This window comes from Marinobacter sp. M1C (assembly GCF_023314135.1).
Taxonomy (GTDB): Bacteria; Pseudomonadota; Gammaproteobacteria; order Pseudomonadales; family Oleiphilaceae; genus Marinobacter.
The window spans coordinates 2,717,299-2,741,005 of record NZ_CP092289.1 but is presented as its reverse complement, the minus strand read 5'-3'; the positions used below and the strand labels follow the sequence as shown (position 1 = coordinate 2,741,005).

18 protein-coding genes are annotated in these 23,707 nt (G+C 53.1%); 13 read left to right on the top strand and 5 right to left on the bottom strand.

All coding sequences use genetic code 11. From position 1 onward, the window contains the following. Position 1: 1 nt before the first annotated feature. On the bottom strand, positions 2 to 1,498 hold the full coding sequence (glpD, locus tag MIH19_RS12855) for a glycerol-3-phosphate dehydrogenase (protein ID WP_249005263.1): 1,497 nt from the start codon (positions 1,496 to 1,498) through the stop codon (positions 2 to 4). Positions 1,499 to 1,677: 179 nt separating this feature from the next. Continuing rightward, complete coding sequence (locus MIH19_RS12850) at positions 1,678 to 2,436, bottom strand: DeoR/GlpR family transcriptional regulator (RefSeq protein WP_249005262.1); 759 nt, start codon at positions 2,434 to 2,436, stop codon at positions 1,678 to 1,680. A 202-nt stretch (positions 2,437 to 2,638) separates the two neighbouring features. On the opposite strand from MIH19_RS12850, the gene glpK reads away from it, so the two are divergent. Further along, complete coding sequence (glpK, locus tag MIH19_RS12845; protein ID WP_249005261.1) at positions 2,639 to 4,111, top strand: glycerol kinase GlpK; 1,473 nt, start codon at positions 2,639 to 2,641, stop codon at positions 4,109 to 4,111. A 29-nt stretch (positions 4,112 to 4,140) separates the two neighbouring features. On the opposite strand, the gene MIH19_RS12840 is transcribed toward glpK, so the two are convergent. Next, on the bottom strand, positions 4,141 to 6,048 hold the full coding sequence (locus MIH19_RS12840) for a sigma-54-dependent Fis family transcriptional regulator (RefSeq protein WP_249005260.1): 1,908 nt from the start codon (positions 6,046 to 6,048) through the stop codon (positions 4,141 to 4,143). 329 nt (positions 6,049 to 6,377) lie between these two features. Between MIH19_RS12840 and MIH19_RS12835 the strand changes: the two genes are divergently transcribed. The 11 genes from MIH19_RS12835 to MIH19_RS12785 all read left to right on the top strand — a co-directional run bounded on the left by MIH19_RS12835 (position 6,378) and on the right by MIH19_RS12785 (position 19,310). Then, a complete protein-coding gene (locus tag MIH19_RS12835) occupies positions 6,378 to 7,472 on the top strand; it encodes an ABC transporter ATP-binding protein (protein WP_249005259.1) in 1,095 nt (364 codons plus the stop codon). Continuing rightward, positions 7,472 to 8,572, top strand: coding sequence for an ABC transporter ATP-binding protein (locus MIH19_RS12830; RefSeq protein WP_249005258.1), 1,101 nt, complete (start codon positions 7,472 to 7,474; stop codon positions 8,570 to 8,572). Before MIH19_RS12835 ends, MIH19_RS12830 begins: the two co-directional genes overlap by 1 nt. Further along, positions 8,572 to 9,438, top strand: a complete 867-nt coding sequence (locus MIH19_RS12825) for a sugar ABC transporter permease (protein WP_249005257.1) — start codon at positions 8,572 to 8,574, stop codon at positions 9,436 to 9,438. Before MIH19_RS12830 ends, MIH19_RS12825 begins: the two co-directional genes overlap by 1 nt. A gap of 10 nt (positions 9,439 to 9,448) precedes the next feature. After that, positions 9,449 to 10,255: a carbohydrate ABC transporter permease gene (locus MIH19_RS12820; protein WP_249005256.1), complete on the top strand. Its 807-nt coding sequence runs from the start codon at positions 9,449 to 9,451 to the stop codon at positions 10,253 to 10,255. A gap of 11 nt (positions 10,256 to 10,266) precedes the next feature. Next, positions 10,267 to 10,542: a DUF2160 domain-containing protein gene (locus MIH19_RS12815; RefSeq protein ID WP_018403689.1), complete on the top strand. Its 276-nt coding sequence runs from the start codon at positions 10,267 to 10,269 to the stop codon at positions 10,540 to 10,542. A 220-nt stretch (positions 10,543 to 10,762) separates the two neighbouring features. Further along, the gene (locus tag MIH19_RS12810) at positions 10,763 to 12,511 is read left to right on the top strand and encodes an ABC transporter substrate-binding protein (protein WP_249005255.1); all 1,749 of its coding nucleotides are present in this window, start codon (positions 10,763 to 10,765) and stop codon (positions 12,509 to 12,511) included. A gap of 202 nt (positions 12,512 to 12,713) precedes the next feature. Further along, on the top strand, positions 12,714 to 14,720 hold the full coding sequence (locus MIH19_RS12805) for a methyl-accepting chemotaxis protein (RefSeq protein ID WP_249005254.1): 2,007 nt from the start codon (positions 12,714 to 12,716) through the stop codon (positions 14,718 to 14,720). Positions 14,721 to 14,881: 161 nt separating this feature from the next. Next, positions 14,882 to 16,183, top strand: a complete 1,302-nt coding sequence (gene eno / locus MIH19_RS12800; protein ID WP_249005253.1) for a phosphopyruvate hydratase — start codon at positions 14,882 to 14,884, stop codon at positions 16,181 to 16,183. A gap of 25 nt (positions 16,184 to 16,208) precedes the next feature. Further along, entirely contained in the window at positions 16,209 to 17,015 is an 807-nt protein-coding gene (gene tpiA / locus MIH19_RS12795; RefSeq protein ID WP_249005252.1) for a triose-phosphate isomerase, read from the top strand. A gap of 31 nt (positions 17,016 to 17,046) precedes the next feature. Then, the gene (locus MIH19_RS12790; protein WP_249005251.1) at positions 17,047 to 18,717 is read left to right on the top strand and encodes an NADP-dependent glyceraldehyde-3-phosphate dehydrogenase; all 1,671 of its coding nucleotides are present in this window, start codon (positions 17,047 to 17,049) and stop codon (positions 18,715 to 18,717) included. Positions 18,718 to 18,782: 65 nt separating this feature from the next. Continuing rightward, entirely contained in the window at positions 18,783 to 19,310 is a 528-nt protein-coding gene (locus MIH19_RS12785) for a methylated-DNA--[protein]-cysteine S-methyltransferase (protein WP_249005250.1), read from the top strand. On the opposite strand, the gene MIH19_RS12780 is transcribed toward MIH19_RS12785, so the two are convergent. Beyond that, positions 19,264 to 21,036, bottom strand: a complete 1,773-nt coding sequence (locus tag MIH19_RS12780) for a diguanylate cyclase (protein WP_249005249.1) — start codon at positions 21,034 to 21,036, stop codon at positions 19,264 to 19,266. The genes MIH19_RS12785 and MIH19_RS12780 overlap by 47 nt on opposite strands. Positions 21,037 to 21,205: 169 nt before the next feature. Between MIH19_RS12780 and MIH19_RS12775 the strand changes: the two genes are divergently transcribed. Continuing rightward, complete coding sequence (locus MIH19_RS12775; protein ID WP_249005248.1) at positions 21,206 to 22,669, top strand: DASS family sodium-coupled anion symporter; 1,464 nt, start codon at positions 21,206 to 21,208, stop codon at positions 22,667 to 22,669. Between the two features lie 14 nt (positions 22,670 to 22,683). Here MIH19_RS12775 and MIH19_RS12770 read toward each other — a convergent pair whose 3' ends face one another. Continuing rightward, positions 22,684 to 23,706: a polysaccharide deacetylase family protein gene (locus MIH19_RS12770; protein WP_249005247.1), complete on the bottom strand. Its 1,023-nt coding sequence runs from the start codon at positions 23,704 to 23,706 to the stop codon at positions 22,684 to 22,686. Position 23,707: the final 1 nt, after the last annotated feature.

Below are 23,707 nucleotides of genomic sequence, written 5' to 3'. Positions count from 1 at the left end.
TTTAAGCGGTTGCTCTGTCTTTCAGGAAGCTGTCTAGCGCTTCGACTTCGCTGTCTGAGGCGTAGAGCCCTTGCTTGGTGCGGCGCCATAGGATGTCTTCGGAGGTCACGGCCCATTCGTTTTTGATCAGATGCTCTACTTCTTTCTCATAGAGCGTGCCCACGAAGTGCTTGCCAAGATCGTCTACGTTAGCGCAGTTGTTCAGAATATCCCGCGACGTTGTGCCGTAGGTGCGCACGTAACGGCTGACCAATTTTTCCGGCAACCAGGGATAGGCCTCATTGAACGACGCGGCCAGATTAATCTGGTTATCAAAGTCGCCACCCGGAAGCACGGCCGTTTTTGTCCAATGGCCCCGGGTGTTTTTGAAGAAGTGGCAAATTTTATCGGTGGCCGCTTCCGCCAGTTTGCGATACGTGGTGATTTTGCCACCAAACACCGAAATCAACGGCGCTTTGTTTTTCTCTTCGCTGACTTCAAAGGTGTAGTCGCGGGAGGCTTTCTGTGCGTTCTCTTCTTCACCGTCCATCAGCGGGCGCACGCCCGAATAGGACCAGACCACGTCAGACGGTTCCAGCTGTCGCTTGAAGTACGAGTTCACAATTTTCAGCAAATAGATGATTTCTTCTGGCGAAATTTTGGCTTCCTTCGGATTGCCCTCGTATTCAACGTCGGTGGTGCCAATCAGCGAAAAGTTATCTTCGTAAGGAATAACGAACACAATGCGATCGTCTTCATTTTGAAGAATATAGGCTTCTTCTTCCTGGTTCAGGCGGGGCACAACAATGTGGCTGCCTTTTACCATGCGGATCATCTTCGGCGCCGGCATCGACAAGCTTTCGCCAAACAGTGAACTTACCCAAGGGCCCGAAGCGTTCACAATGCACTTGGCAGAAACTATCTGATCTGCGTTTGTGTCGGTGTCGCGAAGGGTGATTTGCCATTCTTCGTGACCGCGTTCTGCGTGTACGCACTTGGTGCGAGTCAAAATGGTGGCACCGGACTGCTGGGCTTTTTTAGCGTTCAGTATCACCAGTCGTGCGTCGTCTACCCAGCCATCGGAATATTCAAAGCCGCGTGTAATATCCGGTTTCAACGGACCGGACTCATCAAAACGAATGGACTTGGAGCCGGGCAAAATTTCCCGCTTGGCCAAATGGTCATAAAGAAACAAGCCTGCGCGGATCATCCACGCCGGGCGTAAGTGCGACCGATGTGGCAAACGAAAGCGCATGGGCCACATAATGTGAGGAGAATTGCGCAAAAGAGACTCGCGCTCGGCCAGTGCTTTTTGCACCAGGCGAAATTCATAGTGTTCCAAGTAACGCAGTCCGCCGTGAATAAGCTTGCTGCTGCTGGATGACGTCGCCGAAGCCAAATCATTCATTTCGCAAAGCAGTACTTTCAAGCCTCGGCCGGCAGCGTCCATTGCGATGCCTGTACCATTTACGCCGCCGCCAACTACAACGACGTCATAACGTTGGTGATCTACAGTCATTGTCGGTCATCTCCTGATGCCATTGGAAAAGACGCTTTCTTGTTATGCGCACTTTTCAGAGTTCATACGCGCTGAAAACCGTATTATGCGAAAGGTAGATATATTCGTAAAGGAAAAAATAGAAAAAAAGCGAAAATAAAAGAAGATATGGAGCATCAAACCGATTCTTCGCCCAAAAATCAGACTAAATGAAGAATAACATCGTGTTCGATGAGCAGTCGCGAGATTTCCGGGGGTGGTGGCTGGTCAGTGAATACGTGATCGGCTTGGGTGATGTTGCCTAACCGAACCATGGCGTTGCGGCCAAACTTGGAGTGATCCGCTGCTAGTAAAATTTGACCGGAATTGGCAATGATTGCCTGGGCGACTCGCACTTCGCGGTAATCAAAATCCAGTAGCGAGCCGTCGTTGTGAATGCCGCTGATGCCGATAATGCCAAAATCCATTTTGAACTGATTGATAAAATCCCGCGTGGCTTCGCCTACGATGCCACCATCGCGACTGCGTACTTCGCCACCGGCGATAATAACGTGGAAGTCGTCCTTGGCGGATAGAATAGAGGCTACGTGCAAATTGTTGGTTACAATCTGTAAGTTGTTCTTTTCAAGCAAGGCTTTAGCAATGGTTTCGGTAGTGGTGCCAATGTTGATGAATATTGAGGAATTATCGGGAATCAGCTTGACCATGGCTTCGGCGATGCGCTCTTTGGCCTCCAGGTCCATAATCTTGCGGGCCTGATAATCGGTGTTGACGGTGCTTGAGTCTATGCCCGCACCGCCGTGATGGCGCCTTAGTTTTTTATGTTTGGCTAGCTCGTTCAAGTCCCGGCGAATGGTTTGCGGCGTTACTTTGAACTGGTCTACGAGCTGTTCGGTGGTTACAAAACCGTTGTGCTGGATCAGTTCCATAATCAAATCCTGTCGGCGCCGCTGTGCCATTCAACATCCTCCACTTGGGGTTCTTTTTATATGACTGTGTGTTTGATTGAAAATACTACGAAAGTTTAGTCGTTTTCGATGTTTTATGCAGCCGTTCGGGCCCAACAGACGTGCGCAGAGTGCGGATACAGGCGAAACTTCTTGGCATTCATGTTCAAAAAAGTAAAAATACGAACAAATAAGAAAACGAGGTCTACAAAAAATGAGTCAATACATACTTTCCATAGATCAGGGAACCACCAGTTCCCGCGCTATTCTTTTTGATTTGCGTGGCAATATTCATGCGGTACGGCAGCAGGAGTTTCCCCAGCATTTTCCTGACAGTGGCTGGGTAGAGCACAAGCCGGCAGACATCTGGTCGACGGTGAAAAGTACCTGCGACGAAGTGATGGCCGAAGAGTTCGGTGCAGATGACGAAGTAATCGCAGTGGGCATTACCAATCAGCGTGAGACCACCATTATATGGGATCGGAAAACCGGCGAGCCGGTTTATAACGCGATTGTCTGGCAGGATCGGCGAACTGCCGCTTACTGCAAAACAATGAAGTCGTCCAGCCATGAACCCGCAGTGCATAGCAAAACCGGACTGTTAATAGACCCTTATTTTTCCGCCACAAAAATCCGTTGGATACTGGAAAATGTTCCAGGCACGCGAGAGCGGGCAGAACGTGGGGAACTGGCTTTTGGAACCGTTGACAGTTTTCTGTTGTGGAAGCTCACCGGGGGGCAGGTACACCGCACCGACGCTACCAACGCCAGTCGCACGTTGCTGTTTAATATTCATACCCAGCAGTGGGATGAAGAGCTACTGAAATTATTTGACATTCCCGCGTCCTTACTGCCCGAAGTGATGGACTCGTCAGACGATTTTGGCAAAATCACGGAAGGCGGTGCGCTAAACGGCGTGTCTGTTTTAGGTGTTGCCGGCGACCAGCAGGCGGCGTTGTTCGGCCAGACCTGTTTCGAGGTCGGTATGGCGAAGAGCACCTACGGCACAGGTTGTTTTCTCATGCTCAATACCGGCGACAAAGCGCTGCAATCCGAGCATCGTTTGCTGACAACGGTCGCCTATCGTTTGAATGGTAAGCCGACCTATGCGATAGAGGGCAGCATCTTTATTGCCGGGGCAACGATTCAGTGGCTGCGTGATGGTTTGCAATTGATTAATAACGCCAGCGAGGCTGAACCACTGGCGCAATGCACGCCGGTAGACCACGGCGTTTATCTGGTGCCGGCGTTTACCGGACTGGGCGCACCTTATTGGGACCCTAACGCCCGCGGCGCCATTTTTGGCCTGACCCGCGACACCGGCATTAAGGAAATTGTGACCGCCGGGTTGCAATCGGTGTGCTATCAGACCAAAGACCTGCAGAAAGCCATGGAGAAAGACGGCATTCGTCCGATTACCCTGCGGGTAGATGGTGGCATGGTTAAAAACAACTGGGTTATGCAGTTTTTGGCCGATATCTTGGGCGCAACTGTTGATCGGCCTTCGTTGGTGGAAACCACTGCTTTGGGCGTAGCTTATTTGGCGGGTTTGAAAGCGGGTGTATACGGTTCGCTGGACGAACTCGCCGAGTTATGGCGCTGTGATCGCCGCTTTGCACCGGTGATGTCGAAAGCAGATCGCGATCGACTGTACGCGGGTTGGATTCAGGCGGTCCATAAGCTTTAGGTGAAGCGGTAATAAACTCGGTATACGCGTTAGCGCACACCAAGTTCCCGCAGGCGCTTATAAAGTGTGTTGCGGCTGATTGATAGCTCTCGCGCTGCGCTGGAAATGTTACCCATGCATTTTTGATAGACCTGCAATGTGTGAGAAAGGGGTTCTGGCGCGGTTTTTTTTAGTCTGCCAAGCGTGGCCTCCAAGCGACTCTCGCCGATGGCGGCGTTAACTGCGTCTGACAGGTTGCCGGTAGCGGTGGGGTCGAGCTGTGCCAAAAAATCTGCGGGCAGATGCCATATCTGGAGATCTTCGCCGTCGGCAATGGCAACAGCGACCCTGACCACATTGACCAGTTGGCGGATATTTCCGGGCCACGGGTGATTGGTCAGTGCTGCCAGAATCCGGGGCGACAGTGCCTCGCTTTGCACTGGGTCGCGGTATTGGCTGTAAATATGTTGCACCAGTTTTTGTTTATCAGTGCGATCACGAAGTGCTGGCAGTTCGACACACAATCCGTTGATGCGATAGTAAAGGTCTGCACGTAATTGGCCCGACTCAACGTGCAAGGCCGGTGCTCGGTTGGTGGCTGTTATCAGCAAAATATCTACCGCAATACTGTCGGTGGCGCCAACCGGTGTTACCACTCGTTCCTGAAGTACCCGCAATAACCTGGATTGTGCCGATAATGGCATTTCGCCAATTTCATCCAGAAACAAAATGCCTTTGTGAGCTTTACGAATGAACCCCAACGAACCTTGCGCCCGTGCTCCGGTAAAGGCGCCGGCTTCGTAGCCGAACAGTTCCGATTCCACCAGCTCCGGCGGAATAGCCGCGCAATTAACGGCAACCAACGCCTGCTCTCTGCGCTGTGTGGCCTGATGCAGGGCTTTAACCAGCACTTCTTTGCCAACCCCGGTTTCCCCGGTAATCAGCACTGGCACGCCGCGCTCCAGCACTTTTAGGCTTTGTTCGGCGCAGCGGCGAACGGTTGCGTCGCCGTATTCAAGGGTTGAAAAGTCGGCGCTGTTCGTCTGTGTCGCCTTGGTTTGTCGTGCTACTACTAGATCATCCTCGGCGGGCGACTTTACGTGGGCAACAGTGGGTCGCTGGACCTTCGCACTCAAACGTACTCGATTTTTAGTGCTGAGCTGCAACGCAGATTGCGGTGGGTGCCCAAGAATGTGATTGCGATGGGTCGTAAACAGGTCGTCCAGCCGAACCCCAACGGTCGTCTTACTTAACAGTTGATCAGCACGCTGATTGCTGGCCACGACACGCCCCAAGTCATCGCAAATCAGTATACCGGACCAGGGGCTGTCGAAGTTGTCTGCGGTGGTACTGAGTGTCAGCAGAAAATGGTCCCGCTCAAATTGCCGCTTTAGCAGGCGATTGTCTACCGACTGCGCCAGCAACCGAACCACGCCCAGAGTGTGAGCCTGGGGCAGGTAGGCGTCACTGAATACGCTGAGTACGCCAACCAACTGCTTGTGTGCGTCAAAAATAGGCGCGGCAGAGCCAATCATGCTGCGATTGAGTTTTAAAAAGTGTTCGTTGCGCTGAATCTGCACCGCTTTGTTGGCGGCAATCGCAGTGCCTATGGCGTTTGTACCACAGCGCTCCTCCTGCCAGTTTGAGCCTTGCTGGAACCAAGGTTTTAATTGTGCCCCGGTAATACGCTCGTCACCCCAGCTTTTGAGCACTGTTGCGTGCCGGTTTGCCAGCAGAATCAGGCAGCGACTGCTGGACAGTACATTTCTATAGTAGGGCAACACTTCGGCTTCGGTACTGGCGAGTAGTTCGTGATATTGGCGCTCCAGCTCCTCTACCTGTGCTGCGCCGGGTGCCGGTGGTGTGGGTTCAAAGTCGTGATCAAGGCCCCAGGCGATGCAGCGATCCCAGGACTGTTCGACCAGGCTGCGTTCATTTTCGTATTCGGTGTTTTTCATTAAGCCGCATCTCTGTGTTCGTTTTGGAGTTATTCGACGCCGATGTGCGAAGCGGGTTGTTCATTATTGCACTAAATACTGTTCAATCATCTGTGTAATTTTTGTTGAGGTCAATGTTCAAGTTGAACAAAGTAGTGTTAAACGAACATAGTTAATTTCGATTTAGAAAGAGCAGCGATAAAAAAATTCTATATAAATCAGAACTATAAGTATTTTTACGTAGAATTACGAAAAACTGGTATAGCGTTTGCGTTGTCTAATTCGCAATCAAAAGATCGGGCGCGATCATTTGCCCAGATGTGTTTCCACAAGAACAAGAAGGAATAGATATGTCCTTAACTCTGGAGAACCTCTCCCATAGGGTCGACGGTGTCGACTATATCCGGGATGCCAATCTCACTTTTCAGGCTGGCTCTTTTAATGTGCTGCTAGGTCGAACGCTCTCGGGTAAGACCTCGATGATGCGCTTGATGGCCGGACTTGATAAACCTAACGAAGGTCGGTTGATCTTCAACGGCCAGGATGTAACCGGACAGAGCGTGCAAGCCCGGAACGTCTCGATGATCTACCAGCAGTTCATCAATTACCCAGGCATAACGGTGTATGAAAACATTGCGTCGCCTTTGCGCTTGGCGAAAATGGCTGAGTCTGAGATTGACCGCCGGGTGAAAGAAACCGCGGCCATGCTGCAGATTAGCCCCCTTCTAAAGCGTTATCCCCTTGAACTTTCCGGCGGCCAGCAACAGCGTACGGCGATGGCGCGGGCGTTGGTTAAAGATGCCACTTTGGTGCTGTTCGATGAACCCTTGGTGAACCTTGATTATAAATTACGGGAGGAGCTGCGGGCCGAACTGCGAGACCTTTTCCGTGAGCGCCAGTGTATTGCGGTATACGCCACCACGGAAGCCAACGAAGCCTTGGCGTTGGGCGGCACAACTACGCTGTTGCATGAAGGCAGTGTGATTCAGAACGGTCCGGTTATGGATGTGTACCGGTCACCGGTAAATACCCTGGCCGCGCAGCTGTTCAGTGAACCGCCGATGAATATGATCCGCGGACGCGTGACAGACACCGAAGTGACGTTTGATGAATACTCCCATCATGCCCTGACTCAGGAGTTGTCTAAACTGACGCCAGGAGATTACTGGTTCGGGGTTCGCCCTAGCCACATTGCTCTGGTGCCGGCCAACGACGACGATCTTGAAATGTCAATGGAAGTAGCGCTGAGCGAAATCAGCGGTTCGGAAACTTTTATACACATCGAAAACAGCCATTTTGAAATGGTGATGCAGCTGATGGGTGTTCACCAATACCACACCGGTGCCCCTGTTAAGATTTACCTGCCAATCAACAAGCTGTTCGTTTTCGATAGCGCCGAAAAGTTGGTGCACACACCATCCCGGATATCACGAGGGGCTGTCTAATGGCTGAAATTCAATTGAAATCACTGGCTCACAGCTACAGCGAAACGCCTGGCGGGCCGGAAGACTATGCGATTCGCCAGCTCGACCACGTTTGGCATGAAGGCGGCGCCTACGCTCTGCTAGGGCCATCTGGTTGTGGCAAAAGCACCATGCTGAACATCATTTCCGGCCTGGTTCAGCCCTCTGAAGGTGAAGTGCTGTTTGACGGTAAGCGGGTCAATGAGCTGTCGCCGCGGGATCGGAACATCGCCCAAGTGTTCCAGTTTCCGGTTGTTTACGACTCCATGACCGTGTTTGACAATCTGGCATTTCCGTTAAAGAACAACAAAATACCGAAGTCACGCATCAAGGCGCGAGTGCAAGAAATTGCCGAAGTGCTGGAAATTGAAGACAAGCTTTACAAGAAAGCTAAAAATCTGACCGCCGACGAAAAGCAGAAAGTGTCCATGGGGCGCGGCCTGGTGCGGGAAGACGTGTCGGCCATTCTGTTTGATGAACCGCTGACGGTGATTGATCCCCAGTTGAAGTGGAAGCTGCGGCGTAAACTGAAGCAGATTCACGAGCAGTTTGATATCACTATGGTGTACGTGACCCACGATCAGCTGGAAGCGTCTACATTTGCCGACAAGATTGCGGTGATGTACGGCGGCCAGATTGTTCAGTTCGGTACGCCCACCGAGTTGTTTGAGCAGCCCAACCATACCTTTGTTGGTTACTTTATTGGCAGCCCGGGCATGAACTTGATTGAAGTAGAGCGCAGCGCCGCAGGGGTTCGTTTCAGGTCTACTCAGGTGGACCTGGCGCCGTGGCAGGTCGAGATGTTGAAACGCCTCAAATCTACAAACATCAAAATTGGGATCCGCCCGGAATTTATCGAGTTGTCTCCGACTGCTTCAGACGATACTTACGAGGCGGAGATCCTGGATATGGAAGACCTCGGTACTTACAAAATTATCACCGTGCGGCTGGATCAGCAGGAGATGAAAGTGCGGATGAACGAAGAGTTTGAGGGTGTCATTGGCAACCGCACGTACCTTTCGTTCCCGCAACAGTGGCTGAAGCTGTATGTCGATGAATTCCTGGTACAGGAGCAACAATAATGAAAAAAATCCATAACAATCGCGCCTGGTGGCTGGTGCTGCCGGTATTTTTGTTAGTCGCTTTTTCAGCGTTGATTCCGTTGATGACCGTTGTAAACTATTCAGTGCAGGATATTTTCGGCCCTGGACAGGCATTTTTCGTCGGTACCGAGTGGTTCAAAGAGGTTCTGGGTGACGAGCTTTTGCAGGATTCCCTGATTCGCCAGTTCATGTTTTCCGGCGCTGTGCTGCTGATTCAGATCCCTTTGGGTATCGGTGTTGCGCTGATGATGCCGAAGTCTGGCATTAAAGGTTCTGTGTGTTTGATTCTGATCGCTATTCCGCTGCTGATTCCCTGGAACGTGGTCGGCACCATCTGGCAGATTTTCGCCCGTGGCGACATCGGCCTGTTTGGTTGGGGTCTTAACGAGCTTGGCTTTGACTACAACTACACCGGCAACACCGTTGATGCCTGGTTAACGGTTCTGTTGATGGATGTGTGGCATTGGACGTCGCTGGTGGCGCTGCTTTGCTATTCGGGCCTGCGCGCCATCCCGGAAGCCTTTTATCAAGCAGCTGAAATTGACCGCGCCTCTAAATGGGCAGTGTTTCGTTACATCCAGCTGCCACGGTTGAAAAGCGTGTTGATCATTGGGGTGCTGTTGCGCTTTATGGACAGCTTTATGATTTACACCGAGCCGTTTGTGTTGACCGGCGGCGGGCCTGGCAGCTCGACCACTTTCTTGAGCCAAACATTGACCACCATGGCCATCGGACAGTTCGACCTAGGGCGTGCAGCTGCTTTCTCGCTGATCTACTTCCTGATTGTGCTGCTGATTTCGTGGCTGTTCTTTACCGCCATCACTCAAGCTGACAAAGAACAATAAGGAGAGTGAGATGAAACAAAGTCGTTCCAAAAACGTAGGGATCACCCTTTTTATCGCGTTTGTACTAACTCCGGTTTACTGGTTGTTGAACATGTCGTTCAAAACAAACCAGGAAATTCTGGGTGGCCTTACGCTTTTTCCAAAAATCTTCACCCTTGACAATTATGCGGTCATTTTTAGTGATCCTAGTTGGTACAACGGTTACCTCAACTCGATGACGTATGTGGCCATGAACGTGGTCATTACGTTGCTGGTGGCTCTGCCGGCGGCTTACGCATTCAGCCGCTACAAGTTCCTGGGCGACAAGCATCTGTTTTTCTGGTTGCTGAGCAACCGGATGGCGCCGCCGGCGGTATTTCTGTTGCCATTCTTCCAGCTGTATTCGTCAATTGGTCTGTTTGATACACACATTGCCGTTGCACTTGCGCACTGTTTGTTCACCGTACCCCTGGCGGTGTGGATTCTGGAAGGCTTTATGAAAGGTGTACCTCGTGAATACGACGAGATGGCCTTTATTGACGGTTACAGCTTTCCAAAATTCTTTATCAAAGTGTTCCTGCCGATGATTCGTTCTGGTATCGGCGTGACCGCATTCTTTACCTTTATGTTTTCGTGGGTAGAACTCTTGCTTGCCCGCACCCTGACATCTGTGGACGCTCAGCCTATTGGCGCCATCATGACGCGGACCGTAGGCGCCAGCGGTATTGACTGGGGTGTGCTGTCGGCAGCGGGTGTTCTGACGATTATTCCCGGCATGTTGGTGATTTGGTTCGTTCGTAACCATGTGGCCAAAGGCTTCGCTCTCGGACGCGTATAAGGAGAACACTGATGATTGACTGGATGAACTGGACCCCCACGGTCGTAATCTTTTTTGCGGTGATCGCTTCGATTCTTGCGTTTATGACCGTTTACGAAATTGTTTCGCCCTGTCGTGAGCGCAAAGGATTTTTGCCTATCGAAACCACTCGCGGCGACCGGTTGTTTATTAGCTTGTTGTCGACTGCTTATATTCACCTGACTTTTCTGGCAATAAGCGATGTCAGCTTATGGGTTGCGTTGGCGGTGTCTGTGGCCTGGGCGGCGGTGTTGTTACGTTGGGGCTAATGAGACGAGAGCATGACCCGATGTGAAATAGTGAAAATTGTGGACCAAAAAGGTTGTAAAGGATTCGAAAACGAACTAAATTTGAGTTAATGATCGAAAGCGATCATTAGGCGGTTCTCGAATATAACGTTTAATGACTCGAGTGCTGTAAGTGATGTTGATGTAAAATCGGAGTGCGGACTGGTCCCGCTCCATCCATAAAAAGTAAATGAGGTTGGGTATGTTCAAAAATAACAAACATCCTAAAACTCTTATACTCAGTGTCGCTATTGCCGCTGCCAGTATGAGTTTGAGCCTGCAAGCTTACGCCGATCAATATTCGGACGCAGCTGAAAAGTGGGTAAGTGAGTCATTCAAGAAGTCGACTCTCAGCAAAGAAGAGCAGATGAAGGAAATGGCTTGGTTTACCCAGGCTGCGGAAGAGTTCCGCGGAATGGAAATCAACGTGGTCTCAGAAACCCTTGCCACTCACGAGTATGAATCCAACGTTCTGGCTAAAGCATTCTCGGAAATTACCGGCATCAAGCTTACTCATGTCCTGCTCCAGGAAGGCGACGTTATCGAGAAGCTGCAGACCCAGATGCAGTCTGGCCGTAACATCTATGACGCGTATGTAAACGATTCAGACCTCATCGGTACGCATTTCCGCTACGGAAAAGTGGAGTCCATTGACGCAATCATGAATGGCGCGGGTAAAGACCTTACTCTGCCGACTCTGGATCTTGAAGACTTTATTGGCCTGGACTTTACCACAGGGCCTGATGGCGTGCTTTATCAGCTTCCGACCCAACAGTTTGCAAACCTTTACTGGTTCCGTGCGGACTGGTTTGAACGTGAAGATTTGAAAAAGCAGTTCAAAGAAATTTACGGATATGATCTTGGTGTTCCGGTGAACTGGTCTGCGTACGAAGACATCGCGGAGTTCTTTTCGGTTCACGTTAAAGAGATCGATGGCAAGAAAGTATACGGCCACATGGATTACGGCAAGAAAGACCCTTCTCTGGGCTGGCGCTTCACTGATGCCTGGTTCTCTATGGCCGGTGCTGGCGACAAAGGCCTGCCTAACGGCCTGCCGGTAGATGAGTGGGGTATTCGGGTTGAAGACTGTCATCCGGTCGGGTCTAACATGTCCCGCGGCGGTGCAACTAACAGCCCGGCAGCGGTCTACGCGACCACCAAGTATGTTGAATGGATGGAGAAGTATGCGCCGCCCGAAGCAACGGGTATGACCTTCTCTGAATCTGGCCCCGTGCCTGCCCAGGGCGAAATCGCCCAGCAGATTTTCTGGTACACGGCCTTCACCGCCAGCATGATTGAAGATGGACTGCCGGTTGTAAATGAAGACGGTTCTCCGAAATGGCGTATGGCGCCTTCGCCCCGCGGTCCTTACTGGGAAGAGGGAATGAAGTTGGGCTATCAGGACGTAGGTTCCTGGACGTTCATGAAGTCCACTCCTGAGAAGCGCCGCCTGGCAGCGTGGTTGTACGCCCAGTTCACGGTTTCCAAGACTGTGTCCCTGGAAAAAACCGTCGCTGGCCTGACGCCGATTCGCGATTCTGACCTTAACTCTGACGTAATGTCGAAAATGGCGCCGAAGCTTGGTGGTTTGGTTGAGTTCTATCGCAGCCCGGCACGGGTTCAATGGACGCCGACTGGCACCAACGTTCCTGATTACCCGAAGTTGGCCCAGCTTTGGTGGCAGTACGTTTCCCAAGCAGCCAGTGGTGAAGCAACGCCGCAGGAAGCTTTGGATGGCCTGGCCGATGCTCAAGATCGCGTATTGGAGCGCCTGGAACGTGCCAACGTACTGGCAACCTGTGGTCCTAAGCTGAACGAGCCGCGTGACCCGCAGTACTGGCTTGATCAGCCGGGCGCACCTAAGCCCAAGCTGGCCAACGAAAAGGTACAAGGCGTAACCGTACCTTACAATGAACTGCTCAAAACTTGGGAAGACGCTCGTAAGAGCTAATTTCTGAAGACCGATGCCTGCTGCAGTTGAACCTCTCGATTGCAGCAGGCAACTCACCGTTACTATGGTGAGTCCGGTTGATTTCTTATCTTCCCCCGATTACATTAATTCAAACGAACTCTTCTGGCCTACGTGTTTTCCTGTCGGCCTTTCCTGCTCTTTTGCTCAGTTCATTTTGGGCTAGTGGTGAGAGTACAAAAACATGAATAAAATCTCGGTTATTCACCGGCTCTACGCTGGCTTTGCGATTCTTTGTTTAATCATTGTCTGCTGGGGCGTATTTAATAGTCGCATTATGTCGTCTTTCTCGGGTACCACCTATGAGCTGACATCAGACTACTTTCCCCTCGCTGCACAAATCCAGCAAATTGACACTTACCGGGCTGAAGCCGGAAAACAGGCGCTTTCTATAATGGCGGCAGAAGACCCCGATATACTGGCTGCCAGGCTGTCTGCGCTTGAAACAACCGTTAAGACATTAAACACCTTGGCGAGTGGCATTTCTTCTTTAGACAACATAGAGAAATTTCCTGTGGTGCAAACTCGAAACCAACGTGTTGCACAAAATGTTATGGCGCTGAAATTATCCGTTGATCAACTGGGCGAATACAATCGTTCGGTGTTGGAAGTTTCCGAAATAGTTACTGAAGGTTTGTCAGCATTTCTGGCTAATAACGCAGAAATGAAACGGCTATTAGTGAGAGAGGGTACGGAACCCGCCGGTGACGATATTTATATTCGGGACTTGTTTACTACGATTATGGAAAACCTGGCGTACATTGAGCTGCTCATTATGCAAATGGTGAGTACTGACGATGCCGATAAATTGGCTAGCGTCATCGAGAATCTGCGGGTTAATACCCAGATTATTGAACCGGATATTAATGCGTTAGTGTCGGAAGTTCCACGACTGGAAGGACTTCCAATATTGATAAGCAGTTTTATGGCGGCGGTAAATCAGGACGCCGGCATCATTAACCAGTATCTGGGCTACCGTCAGAATCGCCTTAAGTTGGCTAAAGTCGGGCGAGAAGTGGATAGCCACTTGGGTGATCTTGCGGATAATCTCGACGGGATGAGAGTGGCGGTTTCAGACCGGATAACCCAAACGGTCGCGGCGCTTGACGAGTCTGCCAGGCGGTCGGAACAGCTGGTTTACTGGTTGTTATCGCTGGTTGTTTTGTTCGCTTTGGGCACCTCGGTGTGGCTTGCCAGAATGATCAGTCTGCCGCTTAGGGCCACACTTTCGCACTTGGCCAGCATGGCAAAGGGTGATTATTCGCGCCGGCTGGAGTTTAACGCCAAGGGTGAGTTTATTGACCTCAAAGCTTCCGTGAACCAGTTGTCGGATGCCATGGCGACTGTTCTGGGCAGTTTGCAGCAGGCGGGTGGTGACATTGCCGTTATTGCAACAGGCAATGCCCGGTTTGCCCGGGACTTCAATGAACGGGTGCGCGGACAGTCTGAAGAACTCGGTGCCATAGCGGCGGCGATGACCCAGATGGAGGCGTCTGCTCGTGAGGTAGCGGGTTCAGTACGGGGAACTCACGATCTGGTGGGTGAGATAAACCAGCAGGTTGCCGAGAACCTGTCCGATGCAGAACGTGGAAGCCTTTGTGTGGCAGAGCTCGAAACCCAATCCGGGCATACAGCGGCCAAGCTCCATGAACTTGAAAAAGCGTCTCAGGACATCGGCCGAATTACCGAAGTGATCGATGGTATCGCCAATCAGACGAATCTACTGGCATTGAATGCCGCGATTGAATCTGCTCGGGCGGGAGAGGCCGGGCGCGGCTTTGCGGTCGTCGCCGACGAGGTTCGGGGTCTGGCCCGGAAAACCACGGAAAGCACCGAGACCATCCGCACGTTGGTAGAGCGTCTTCAGGGAGAAGCGTCGGAATCTGTCCGTTCAATGAACAACAACTTTTCGCAACTGGCGGCGGTCAGAACGCTGATGGCCAGTGTTTCTGAAGGCGCCGAAAAGATTCGCAGTGCCATGGCGCGAATTTACCAGGGAGCCGATCAAACCCGTCTGGGGATGGATGAACAGGAAAGCGTAAGTAAGTCGGTTGCTCGCCAGGTAAACGAAATCAGCAGTTCCGCTAACGCCAGCCTGGAGGAAATTGACGAACTCGTTGCAACCTGCGAGCGCCTTGAGGCCTCTGTGGGCAATATCGAAGCGCTGGCGGGGCGATTCCGCGTTAATTAATTTGTCCGGAGGTGATTGATTTTTCGTTTCTTTATCGAAAATTCGGTTTCCCTCTGGCTTTCTTTTACTTGATTATGTTCGTTTTCAAACATTGTCATCAACATTTGTGTTCGAAAAAAATGATGTATTCATAAACAAAAACAACTGAAAGGAAGGCTACTATGGAAAAGATAACTCACATTACGGCCCGTGAAATTTTGGATTCCCGCGGTTTTCCCACAGTGGAAGTGGATGTTCTGCTGGATAACGGCGTGGTCGGTTGCGGACGCGTGCCGTCTGGAGCGTCTACCGGCTCCCGCGAAGCGTTGGAAAAACGCGACCTTGATAGCCCGCGTTACAACGGCAAGGGCGTGTTGCAAGCGGTCAACGCTGTTAATACACGCATCGCGCCGGCTCTTGTGGGACACGTGGTGTTTGAACAGTCGCAAATTGATCGCTTGATGTGCGAATTGGATGGTACGCCGAACAAGGCCGAATTTGGTGCCAACGCAATTCTTGCCGTGTCACTGGGTGTAGCGGATGCTGCGGCCAAGGCCCGCAAACTGCCGCTTTTTCGATATCTTGCCGAGTTGTACGGTTGTGCGTCGCCCAGCGTGCTGCCGGTGCCAATGATGAACATCATCAACGGTGGTGCCCATGCGGATAACAACGTGGATATTCAGGAGTTCATGATCCAGCCGGTGGGAGCTCCCAGCTACAGCGACGCATTGCGTATGGGGGTTGAGACCTTTCATGCCTTAAAAGCACTGCTGAAAGAAAAAGGATTGTCTACCGCCGTAGGTGATGAAGGCGGGTTTGCGCCCAATTTGCAGTCCAGCGAAGAGGCTCTTGACCTGATTCTTGCGGCGATTGAGAAAGCCGGTTACCGCCCGGGCTCCGATATTGTTTTGGCGTTGGATTGTGCTGCCTCTGAGTTTTACTCTGATGGCTGCTACAACCTTAAGGGCGCCGGGAAAAAGTACAGTTCGGAAGAGTTTGCCGATTATTTGGTGTCTCTGGCCACAGTCTATCCCATTGCGTCCATTGAAGATGGCATGGATGAAAACGACTGGGCAGGCTGGAAGTTGCTGACCGAAAAAGTCGGTGAGCGGGTTCAGTTGGTGGGTGATGATTTGTTTGTCACCAACACCGAGCTGGTTTCCGAAGGTATCCAAAAAGGCATTGCCAATTCCGTGCTGATCAAGTTCAACCAGATTGGCACGCTGACTGAAACTCTTGAGGCCATTGCCATGGCACAAGGCGCTGGCTACACCGCGGTGATTTCACACCGCAGTGGAGAAACCGAAGACACCTTCATTGCCGATCTGGCCGTTGCCACCCGCGCCGGACAGATCAAAACCGGTTCGTTGTGCCGCTCAGACCGAGTGGCCAAATACAACCGTTTGTTGTGGATAGAACAGGAACTGGGTGCGCACGCTTTTTATCCCGGTATTGGTGCCATTCGCTGCGCGCTTGATAACTGATTGCATCCTTGTTGGGAGAATACCCATGAGAAAGCCGATTTTGATTGGAAACTGGAAAATGAACGGCAGTCTGCAGTCTAACCAGGCTCTGATTACCCGATTATTACCGCGGCTCAGACCGATGCGCAAAGTGGTTGATATAGCGGTTTGTCCGCCTCTGCCTTACTTGTTTCAGGTACGCGATTTGCTGGGTTATACCGGCATTACTCTGGGCGCTCAGAATGCGTCCGGGTTTGTATCCGGCGCCCATACCGGTGAATCCAGTGCCACCATGCTCAAGGAGATGGGTTGCTGCTACGTGCTGGTGGGGCATTCAGAAAGGCGCAGCCTGTACGGTGAAACCGATAACGACATTGCCGCGCGCTTTGCGGCGGTTCGTGGCCTGGGTATGACACCGGTGCTGTGTGTGGGCGAGTCGCTCGAGGATCGTGAGTCAGGTCGCACTGCCGAGGTTGTTCAGGCGCAGATTCAGGCGGTGATTAATGAAGTCGGGCTGGCTGGCCTTGCTGAGGGCGTATTGGCCTATGAGCCGGTCTGGGCTATTGGCACTGGCAAGACTGCCACGCCCGAGCAAGTGGTAGAGACGCATTTTGGTATTCGTCAGTTCATTGCTGGCTGTGGCGCGCCCAAGGCCAAGGTGATCAGCCAGGCATTGAGGATTCTGTACGGCGGTAGCGTCAAGCCGGCGAACGCGGTTGCGATTTTTAGCCTGAAAGATGTCGACGGTGGGTTGATTGGCGGCGCGTCATTGCATGCTGATGACTTCGCCGCCATCGCCGAGGCCCTCGGGGCCACGTGTCCTGAGGTGGTAGGCGAGAGTGAATCTCCCTAACGAAAAATTATAAAGATTGTTGGAGACTGTCATGCAAAAAAAAACAAAATCCGGTTCTGAAATAAGCACTGAATCTGCAAATTGGAGCGCTAACGACTTTTTTCCAGACATCGAGAGTGTTCCGGAGAAGTTTCGCCAGAAGGGCGGAGTGTCCATCACCGAAACCCTGGTTAATGGCCAGCTGAAACCTTGGCCAGGCCCTTTTGCAGAGGTGCGCAGCCCGATCTGTTTGCGTGTCACGGGCACAGAAGAACCCCAGCCACTGGTGATTGGCAGAACGCCGCTGATGGATGGCCATGCCGCGCTTGAAGCTCTGGACTCAGCCGTTGAAGCATATGGACAGGGCCGTGGAATCTGGCCCAGCCTGTCGGTTGCCCAGCGGATTGAGCACGTTGAACAGTTTTTGGTGGAAATGCGCAGCCACCGTGAAGCGGTGGTGGAGCTGCTGATGTGGGAGATTGGTAAAACCTACGCCGACGCCTGCAAAGAATTTGACCGAACCGCAGACTACATTCAAGACACCATTCACGAGTTGAAAGTACTAGACCGCCGCTCGTCGCGTTTTGAAACCGTCGGCGGTGTGGTCGCCCAAACTCGCAGGTTACCCGTGGGGGTGGCTCTGTGCATGGGCCCTTACAATTACCCGTTGAATGAAACCTTCACCACGCTTATTCCGGCTCTGATCATGGGTAACACCGTGGTTTTCAAGCCGGCAAAATACGGCGTGCTGCTGATTGGCCCACTGTTGGAGGCTTTCCAGAAAGCGTTCCCCGCCGGTGTGATCAATATTATTTTTGGCCGCGGCCGCGATACCATCGGCCCACTGATGAAGAGCGGCAAGGTTGATATGTTCGCGTTCATTGGCACCCACAGCGGTGCGTCGGCGCTGAAACAGATGCACCCCAAACCGCATCGCCTGAAAGCTGTACTGGGCCTTGATGCCAACAACCCGGCCATTGTATTGGCAGACGCCGACATGGATCTGGCCGTGAGTGAGTGTGTGGCCGGGGCCCTGTCGTTTAACGGTCAGCGTTGCACCGCCTTAAAACTGCTGCTGGTACACGAGTCGCTGGCAGAAGAGTTTGTGGCGCGTGTGTCCAAGGCAGTAGATAATCTGGTTGCAGGCATGCCGTGGCAGCCCAATGTGTCGTTAACGCCGCTGCCCGAACCCGGCAAGATCGACTATCTGAAAGCGTTGGTCAGCGACGCCGAGGCTCTGGGCGCGCGCGTTATGAACACCGGAGGTGGCCATGCAAACGGCACTTATTTCCACCCTGCAGTTCTGTACCCGGTGACCACCAAGATGCGCGCTTACCAGGAAGAGCAATTTGGACCGGTCATTCCGGTGGTGGCGTTCAGTGATGAGTCCGAGGTGATTCGTTACGTCCGGGAATCCGAATTTGGCCAGCAACTGAGCATATTTGGCAGTGACCCTGCTGCCATTGGTGGGTTGATCGATGTTCTGGCTAATCAGGTGGGGCGTATCAATTTGAACAGCCAGTGCCAGCGTGGGCCCGATACGCTGCCGTTCAACGGTCGCAAAAATTCGGCGGAAGGAACACTGTCGGTATCGGATGCGCTGCGGGTGTTTTCAATTCGCACCACGATCGCCGCCAAATCCAGTGAATCCAACCGCGACCTGGTCACCAGCATTGTGCGAGAGCGTCATTCCAGAACTTTGACCACGGATTATATATTCTGATTACGTGGCGGCCGAATTTTGCGCCATACTGCGTTTCTATGCTGGTGTAAGAAGAAGAGGTCGCTATGTCATCATCTCAGGTCACAGAGCACATCACCTGGCAATCCGCGCAATGCTATCTGGGCCAGGTGCTTGTAGCCTGCAGTGACAAGGGTGTGTGCGCTCTGCTGACCGGGCAGACATTGCCACCGCTAATGGAACGATTGCGCAGTCGCTTCCCACGTGCTCAATTATGCCAGGCAGAGAGTGCTTGCCCGAGCTGGCTGGGCAAAGTGAAAGCCCAGCTGACAGACGGCCGCAGCGCGGAACCCCTGGCTCTGGATTTGCGCGGCACTGAGTTTCAGCAGCAAGTCTGGCAAGCGTTACAAAGCATCCCCAGTGGTGAAGTCATCAGCTACGCCGAGCTGGCGCGGCGGGCAGGGCGCCCAAAGGCTGTGCGCGCCGCCGCCAGCGCCTGCGGAGCCAACCCGGTGGCCGTGCTGGTGCCCTGCCATCGGGTATTGCGCAGCAATGGCGACCTGGGTGGCTATAATGGCGGTGTTGCTATCAAAAAAGCGCTGCTGGCCCATGAGCAGACGCTGTCTGACCGCTAGTTTCGTTTTTTTGGCTTTCGGCGTCTGTAAATAAGCAAATGGCGTTACGGCCGGCGCGTTTGGCCGTATACATGGCCGCATCGGCCCGTTCCAGCAGCTGCCGGGCGGTGTCGACCTCGTTCGAACACAGGCTTATGCCTACGCTGGCGCCGGCACTCAGGGTATGGCCATCAATGTGATAGTCCTCGCGGTGCTTGTCCAGCAAGCGCTGCGCAATCATTTTTGCTGCTTCGGGACCGTTCAATTCTGGCAGTATCACCACAAACTCATCGCCGCCAAGGCGAGCTAATGTGTCGCCCTCGCGAAGGCAGGTCTGTGCTCTTTCGGTGAACTGAAGTAGCAAAGAATCGCCTACGTGATGCCCCAGAGTGTCGTTAATCTGTTTGAAATGATCCAGGTCGATGAACAGCACGGCTAGCACCAGTCGGTTGCGGTGGGTCTGGCGGATGGCGTGTTCCAGGCGGTCTTCCATCAGCCGGCGGTTGGGAATGCCGGTGAGTGCATCGTAATAGGCCAGCTGGCGAATGCGCTCCTCGTTGCGGCGGTTCTGGGTGATGTCGGTAAACAGGGCAGCGTAGTGGGTTATGATGTCGTTATCATCGGTTACCGCAGTAATGGTCAGCAATTCCAGATACAACTCGCCGGTTTTACGCCGGTTCCAGATTTCGCCGCGCCATACGCCTTCCCGCGCCAGGGCTTGCCACATCTGGTCGTAAAAGGCTTTGTCATGGCGACCAGATGAAAACAGCGCCGGCGTTTTACCGATTACCTCGTCCGCGTTGTAACCGGTCAGTTGGGTAAACATGGGGTTAGTGAATTCTATGCGCGATTTGGCATCGGTAATCATGATGCCTTCCAGTGAAGAGGCAATCACCCGCTCAGCCAGTTGTAGGGTTCGCCGCGACTGGGCCAGGGCCGAATCCCGCCGCTCCAGCGCGGCGCGCAAATCCTTCATATACAGCTGGTCCACACCGGCAAGCATCTGACCGTAGCCCACCAGGCCGATCACCTGGTTATTGTCATTGACCACCGCCAAGTTACGGATGCGCAGGTTCAGAAGGCGATCACGGGCGTGAATAAGCGGCTCTTCCTCGTGCACGGTTATCAATGGGCGGCTGGCCAGGGGGCCGACCACTTCATTACCGGTATTGCGGCTGATAAGACGGACTATGTCGCGCTCGGTAAGAATCCCCAATCCCAGTTTTTCACAATCAATAATCGCCGCATGAGCGTGGTTTTTGTACATGCTGGCCGCAGCTTCCGCCAGGGTCTTATCACCGTCTATAGACAGTGGCATTGTGGGGGTGGCGGAGCGCACGTCACGCAAACGCAGATAGGGTTCAATACCCTGGTTTATCGCCATGTCGGTTTGCGAGAGAATACCGGCCGCCTTGCCGTCGGCGTCGACCACTAGAAAGTGACGTTTGCCGGTTTCGCGGAATTTAACCGCGGCTTCCTGCATGGGCATGTAGGTGGGCACGGAGATAACCGGCGAGCTCATTACCGAACTGACCGGCTGGGCAAAGATAGAAGATGATGTAAAATCAATGGCCAGGGCATCGCGCTCTGTCCAAATGCCCAACACGTCGTCATTGCGAATAACCAGAATGGAACTGACACTTCGCTCCGCCATCATCGCGGCGGCAGTGGCTATAGTGGTATCAGGATCGCAATGCAGAAGGACACCGCTGTGCATCAGTCGGGAAACAAGAAGTTGCGGTACCATACGAATAGAATCCTGTTTGCGGTGCCATGCTGAAGGCATGAATTTACAGAAGAATTTGATCGATTATGCCTCAATACGGGTTGATCTACCAATAGCACCTGTCGCTATTTGTGTTGTGTATGGAGTGTTTGGTTTTACATCGGTGTCTTAACAAAATGGAACAGATGATATGAGTAATCAGCCATTGTCAGTGGCGCAGCCGGAAGGTTTGCCGCGGAGTCAGGTGATCGGGTTGGTGGTCGGTTTGGCGGGCTTTTTGGCGTGCCTTATTATACCGCCGCCTGGTGGAATGTCGGTCCAAGCATGGGCTGCTGGGGGCATGATGTGGTTGATGGCCACCTGGTGGTCTACCGAGGCGATTCCGATTCCTGCCACGGCGCTCTTGCCAATTTTGTTGGTTCCGGCATTAGGCTTGGGCAGTATTGGCCAGGCGACAGCGCCGTACGCAAACCCCATCATCTTCCTGTTTCTGGGCGGTTTTACCCTGGGCCTGGCGATGCAGCGCTGGAATTTACACCGGCGCATTGCTCTGTTAACGCTGAGGGCCATGGGTGTTAAACCAAAAAATCAGATTGCCGGTTTCATGATGGCCACTGCGTTTCTGAGCATGTGGGTGAGCAACACGGCAACGGCGGTAATGATGTTGCCCATCGGCCTGTCTATCATCGCCATGACCCAGAGCGACAATGAAGAGGGCCTGCGCCGCTACGGCACAGCGCTGCTTTTAGCGATTGCCTACTCCGCCAGTATTGGTGGTATTGCGACCTTGATTGGTACGCCTCCCAACGCTCTGCTGGCGGCTTATCTGCTGGAAACCCAGGGCATTGAAGTCGGCTTTGCCCAGTGGATGCTGTTGGGACTGCCGGTTTCGGTGGTGATGTTGTTGCTGGTGTGGTGGTGGCTGACCCGGATAGATTTTGGTATTGGTCGCGCTGACGACAGCGGCGAAATGATCCGCCGCGAGCTGGAGGCCCTTGGGCCACTTGGGCGCGGTGAAAAACTGGTCGGACTGGTGTTTTTACTAACAGCCAGCGCCTGGATATTTCGCCCGTTACTGTCGGCGAACCTGGCGCCTTGGCTGAGTGATACCGGTATTGCCATTGCCGCCGCGTTGGCGCTGTTCCTGATTCCGGTGGACACCCGAGAGCGTAAATTTCTGCTGGACTGGGAGAGCGCGGAAAAACTGCCTTGGGGTGTGTTGCTGCTGTTCGGTGGTGGCTTGGCCATGGCTGGCGTCATTAGCAGCTCTGGCCTGGCGAGTTGGATAGCCGAAGCTATGGGTGCAGCAACCCTGTTGCCGGCATTGTTGATGGTCGCACTGGTCACCCTGGTGATTATTTTCCTGACCGAAGTCACCAGCAACACGGCCACCGCTGCCGCCTTTTTGCCTCTGCTGGGCGCTTTGGCAGTGGCGCAGGATATTTCTCCGTTGTTGTTGACGGTTCCCGCGGCCATTGCCGCCAGCTGTGCCTTCATGATGCCGGTGGCCACACCGCCAAACGCCATTGTATTCTCCAGCGGCCATATGCGGATCGGCGATATGTTGCGTGCCGGTTTCGCCCTGAACCTGATGGGTGTGGTGGTGGTTACTCTGGCCAGTTATTGGTTATTGGGCTGGGTGTTTGGTTTGTGATTAGGCTCAGACGCTCAGTCTTCTGGCCGGGATAAGTCCAGCCAGGGTTGGGAAAGCCAGTAAAAGCGCCCGTCGCCTGCGGGGTAGGTGCAGTTATAGCGAAAGCGGCGGCTGCTGAATGCTGCGGGCGCCTGAACATTCGCCTGCTGCGCATTGGCGGTTACCTTTATTCGGCCCTGGCCGGAGCCGAAGCAGGTCAGTTTGCCTGGCGTGAATCCGCTGGGCAGGGTCATCCGCAGGTGCGGTGGGTTGGTGCTGACAATGCCGTCCGGAAGATCCTCGCCCGACACCGGTAAAGCCTTACTCAACAACTTGTTTTCCAGGCCTTGTAGCTGCCCATAGGCGTTAGCCATGGGGAATCGTGGCAGGCGGGTGCGGCTTGAGGTTGCACCGACGGGGCCGGATTGCTGCCCGAACGCCAGCCAGCCGCGCTGGTTCATTTGCTGTTCCAGAGCTGCATCAAACTCGCCATAAGGGTAGGCGAACATTGGCGGTGCTTTGCCAAACTCTTTTTCAAGCAACGTTTGCGCGCTATCAAGGCTTTGATTAATGCGCTCTTGCCACTGCTTTGCTTCCTCGTTGGGTGTCTTGGCCAGGTGCCCGTGCCCGGCACTGTGGTTGGCGATGGTTGCCAGGCCCGTAGACGCCAGTTCCTGCAGCTGCTGTAACGTCATAAAACCGCTGTTGCCGATGGTGTCGGCGTTCACAAACAGAGTGTAGGGATAGTTAAGTCGCGCCAATATGGGTGCCGCATTGGAATACACGGAACTGTAGGCGTCATCAAAACTCAGAGCGACGGCATCGCCGCCATTACCCGCCAGGGCTTTTTGTGTTGCTTCGTACAGTGGCTCAACTGCCAGCCCGAGTTGTTCAATCAGTTGTAGTTGGGCTTGAAACAGTGCCGGCGACGTACTGGTGGCGTCCGGCGTGCTATCGCTGATGTGGTGGTATTGCAATATGGCCAGATCTGCGCTGGCGCCCGCAGGCAATACCAGTGCGATAGCCAGCGTGGCGGCTACAAAACCCTGTCGGTTCATG